The organism is Desulfuromonas sp. (assembly GCA_002869615.1).
In the GTDB taxonomy this organism is placed as follows: domain Bacteria; phylum Desulfobacterota; class Desulfuromonadia; order Desulfuromonadales; family UBA2294; genus BM707.
This window is the reverse complement of sequence record PKUH01000098.1, coordinates 1-4,227: the sequence shown is the minus strand read 5'-3', so window position 1 is coordinate 4,227 and position 4,227 is coordinate 1. Positions and strand designations below refer to the sequence as shown.

The 4,227-nt window shown below is 57.2% G+C and carries 3 protein-coding genes; 2 read left to right on the top strand and 1 reads right to left on the bottom strand.

From position 1 onward, the window contains the following. Positions 1–144: 144 nt before the first annotated feature. The gene (locus C0623_10150) at positions 145–1,467 is read right to left on the bottom strand and encodes an aminoacetone oxidase family FAD-binding enzyme (GenBank protein PLX99156.1); all 1,323 of its coding nucleotides are present in this window, start codon (positions 1,465–1,467) and stop codon (positions 145–147) included. A 34-nt stretch (positions 1,468–1,501) separates the two neighbouring features. Between C0623_10150 and C0623_10145 the strand changes: the two genes are divergently transcribed. Both C0623_10145 and C0623_10140 read left to right on the top strand, forming a co-directional pair. Next, positions 1,502–3,307 (top strand): YgiQ family radical SAM protein, encoded by a 1,806-nt coding sequence (locus C0623_10145; GenBank protein PLX99155.1) that lies wholly within the window; start codon positions 1,502–1,504, stop codon positions 3,305–3,307. Positions 3,308–3,853: 546 nt separating this feature from the next. After that, positions 3,854–4,227: alanine dehydrogenase (locus C0623_10140; protein PLX99154.1), on the top strand; the 374-nt coding region annotated here is incomplete at its 3' end.

Sequence of the window (4,227 nt, the reverse complement as noted above, 5' to 3'; positions counted from 1 at the left end):
TCACGCAGGAGAGCCTCAACCGTGCGCTGATAAACAGGCTTGACCCGATCGGACATATCAAATCCCCAGGGTAAAATGAGTATCTGTCGGAGCTCACTAGTTATTATAACGCTTTAATTATCGATTGAATATCGGCTAAGCCAATTATTTGCCGGCGGCACTGATCCCGGCGAGATATCCGGTCGACCAGCAGACCTGGAGATTGAAGCCGCCGGTCGGACCATCGAGGTCGATCATCTCGCCGGCAAAATAGAGGTTGGGTATTTTTTTCGAACACATGGTGCGCATATCGATATCACCGAGATTGACACCACCGGCCGTAACAATTGCCTTGTCGTAGCCATCACAGGCAGAGACCTTCAGGGGTAATTGTTTGAAGAGACAGAGCAGATTCTTTCTCTCTTCGCGGGTCACCGAGTGGCATTTTTTCATTGGATCGATTGCCGAAAGTTCGATAAAAATCGGGATCATTACTTTCGGCAGCAAGTTGCCGAGGGCATTGCGAAAGTCGCGGTTGCTGTTGTCGCTGAGCTCGCGTTGCAGCCGTTGATCAAAGATCTCGGCGTTAACGGCCGGCTTCAGGTCGAGCCGCAATTCCACCGCCCCGGCGGCAAGTGCATCACGAATCGAGCCGCTCAGGTCAAGAATGATCGGGCCGCCAATGCCGTTGCGGGTAAAAAAGGCCTCACCGAACCGCGCAGCAAGTTTCTTCCCCTTCTGCCAGACCGAAACTTCGACGTTCCTGAGGTTGAGGCGGGTCACCCGGGCGGTCCAGTTTTCCGCCAGACGGACCGGGACCAGTGCCGGCCTGGTCGGAACCAGATGATGTTCGAGGTTTTCGGCCCAACGATAGCCATCGCCGTCACAGCCGGTCTCCGGATAAGAGAGCCCGCCGGTCGCGATGATGAACCGCTCGGCATGGAAGCGGCCGCGACCCGTTTCGGCGGCCAGCACCTTGCCCTCGTCAACAACAAGATGATCGACCCGGCACGGGGCGACAACCTCAACACCGCTCTCCCTGAGGAAAGAGTCGAGGGCTTTCTTGATATCCCGGGCATCTCCTCTGGCCGGAAAAATCCGGCCACCCCGCTCCCGCGTCAGGGCAACCTGCCGTTCTTCAAAGAAGTTGACGACATCTTCGACACCATAGGCATAAAGTGCCGTCAGAAAAGCCTTGCCGTTGCGACCGAAACGTTCGACGAACTTGCGTGGGTCGGCTTCGCTGTTGGTGACGTTGCAACGCCCCTTGCCGGTGATAAGGATTTTGGCGCCGCACATCCGGTTCCGTTCCAGCAGGATCACCTTCGCTCCGGCCAGGGCGGCATGCCCGGCGGCGAACATCCCGGCCGGACCACCGCCGACAACTATAATGTCTGTCTGTTGCATCCGGTCATTATTGTCCGAGCGCCGGGCAAAGTCCATCACCGAATACGCCCTTGATGTGATCCCGACAGCAATCAGCTGCATTGCCTTTTTCAGACACCCTTGCTACCTTGCTCGAATGAATCATCAATTTCTTCCGACAACCTCTCACGAGATGACCTCCCGTGGCTGGGCTGAACTCGATATCCTCTTTATCACCGGCGACGCCTATATCGACCATCCCGCTTTCGGCACCCCCCTGCTCGCCCGAATGCTCGAAGCAGAGGGTTTCCGGGTCGGCATCATCGCCCAGCCGGACTGGCGTAATCGGGAGGCATTCACAACAATGGGCCGCCCGCGACTGTTCGCCGCCGTCTCCAGCGGTGCCATGGATTCGATGGTCAATCACTACACCGCCGCCAAAAAAATCCGCAAGGACGACGCCTACACTCCGGGCGGCCGGCCCGGCGCCCGGCCGAACCGGGCGGTGATTGCCTATACTGCCGCGGTCAAAGGGGCATTCAAGGGATTGCCAACGGTGATCGGCGGCATCGAAGCGAGCCTGCGCCGTCTGGCCCATTACGACTACTGGGACGACAAGGTCCGTCGATCGATTCTGGTTGACAGCAAAGCCGACCTGTTGCTTTACGGCATGGCCGAGTCAGCCCTGAGGGAGCTTGCCTGGCGGATGCATGAAGGGGAGATGATCGGCAACATCGATGATCTTCGCGGAACAGCCCGGCTGGAGAGTGCACCCCGGCCAGACGCAATCGAACTCCCGCCGTTTGACCAGGCCGCGGAAAATAGCAGTGACTACAATCTTGCGTTCAAACTGGCAGCCGAGCAGGCCAATCCGGCCAGCGGCAAACCGCTGGCGCAGCGGCATGACAACCGCTGGGTGATCGTCAATCCGCCACCCGGGCCATTGAGCTCAGAACAGCTCGATCAGATTTACAGTCTGCCGTTCTCGCGATTGCCACACCCTTCCTACAGGGAAAAGATCCCGGCCTACGAGCAGATCAAGTTCTCGGTCACCAGCCACCGCGGCTGTTTCGGCGGTTGTGCCTTCTGCGCGATTACCCATCACCAGGGAAAAACGATCCAGTCGCGCTCGATCGAATCCATCCGGAGTGAAGTTGATCGGTTGAGCGAACATCCGGACTTCAGGGGAACGATCAGCGACGTCGGCGGACCGACTGCCAATATGTACGGACTTTGCTGCGGCAGTCCCGAAGCCGAAGCGAAGTGCAGGCGGAGCAGCTGCCTCTATCCGCAACGCTGCCGGCACCTGGTCAAGTCGGACCGGCAAGCGGTCAAGATGCTGCGGGAAATCGCGCGCCACCCAAAGGTCAAGCACCTGTTCGTCGCCTCCGGCATCCGTTATGATCTGCTTGAGCAACAATCCGACTACTTCAACCAGTTGCTTGAACATCACGTCGGCGGCCTGCTCAAGGTCGCCCCGGAGACGACCAGCGACAATGTTGCCCGCGTCATGCGCAAACCGGGCGCCAGAGCATTCGAAAGCTTTTTGCGCAGTTTCTACGATCGTAGCCGTGACCTCAAAAAAAAGCAGGGCATTGTCCCCTACTTCATCAGCGCTCATCCCGGCTGCACTCTCGACGACATGATCGACGTCGCCCTCTTCCTCAAAAAGCACCGCCTGCGAGTCGAGCAGGTGCAGGAATTCACCCCGACGCCCGGTTCGCTGTCGACCTGTATTTATTACACCGGCAAGGATCCGTTCAGCGGCGAGCGGATTCATGTACCCCGTGACGCCAAAGAAAAACGGCTACAGAAATCGCTGCTGCTCTGGCACCTGCCAGAAAACCGGAAGGATATACTCGAAGCACTGGAGATCTGCGGAAGGATGGAGCTGAAAGAGCAGTTCATTGCAAACAAGGGGCACAAGGGCAGAGGGAAAGTGTCAAAAAGTAGAAAAAGATAAATTGGATTCGCCGCCATCACCCGGAGGTCTTACATGGGGCCCGGGAAAAGTAGTGGGAGCAGTCAAAAAGGCTTTCGTCAGGGGGACACTTCCCTCGACTTCGGGTAGTGTCCCCGTTCAACTCTTCGGCTCCGATCGGGAATCCATTGAAGTTTTTGACTTACCCCCGGAGCTCTTGAGGTCGCTACCGTCAGCGCGATCACTGAACCGCAGCCCGACCGCAACCGCCACGGAGACCTACCGCGTTTGCCTCAAGGCAAACTCCCCGGCAGCACAGTTGAACAGAAACAAACCCAATCGCACAAAAAGCCCCCCGGCAAGGGAGCCGTTTTCTGCATACTCTTTTATGGCTCAATAAAAGAGTATGGCGGAGTGCGCGGCCGCGACCGCGCGGTCATCGGTCATCTGTCTTCAGTGGGACATTTCCCTCGACTTCGGGTAGCGTCCCTATCCAACACCAACCATTCAACGCCACTTAATAAATTATAAACCCGCCAAAAACCTGTTATCATTATATTTATCCACGACCAACAAGGGAGGCATTCAATGATCGTCGGCGTTCTCAAGGAAATTAAAACCGAGGAAAATCGCGTCAGCATGACTCCGGCCGGAGTCGAAATCATGAACGCCCATGGCCACGACGTGCTTGTCGAGGCTGGCGCCGGTAACGGGAGTGGTTTCGACGATGAGGCCTACGTCGTCGCCGGCGCCGAAATCGTCAGTTCGCCGAATGAAATATTCGACCGGGCCGACATGGTCATGCATGTCAAGGAGCCACAACCAAGCGAATTTGACCTGATCCGTCCGGAGCAGGTCGTTTTCACCTACTTCCACTTCGCCGCTTCGGAAGAGCTGACCCGAGCAATGCTCAAAAGCAGCGCTGTCTGCATCGCCTACGAAACGATTACCGACAACAAGGG

Bases quoted from the DNA above. Each gene is read 5' to 3' on its own strand.
- C0623_10150 (PLX99156.1), bottom strand. From the start codon at position 1,467: ATGCAGCTGATTGCTGTCGGGATCACATCAAGGGCGTATTCGGTGATG.
- C0623_10145 (PLX99155.1), top strand. From the start codon at position 1,502: ATGAATCATCAATTTCTTCCGACAACCTCTCACGAGATGACCTCCCGT.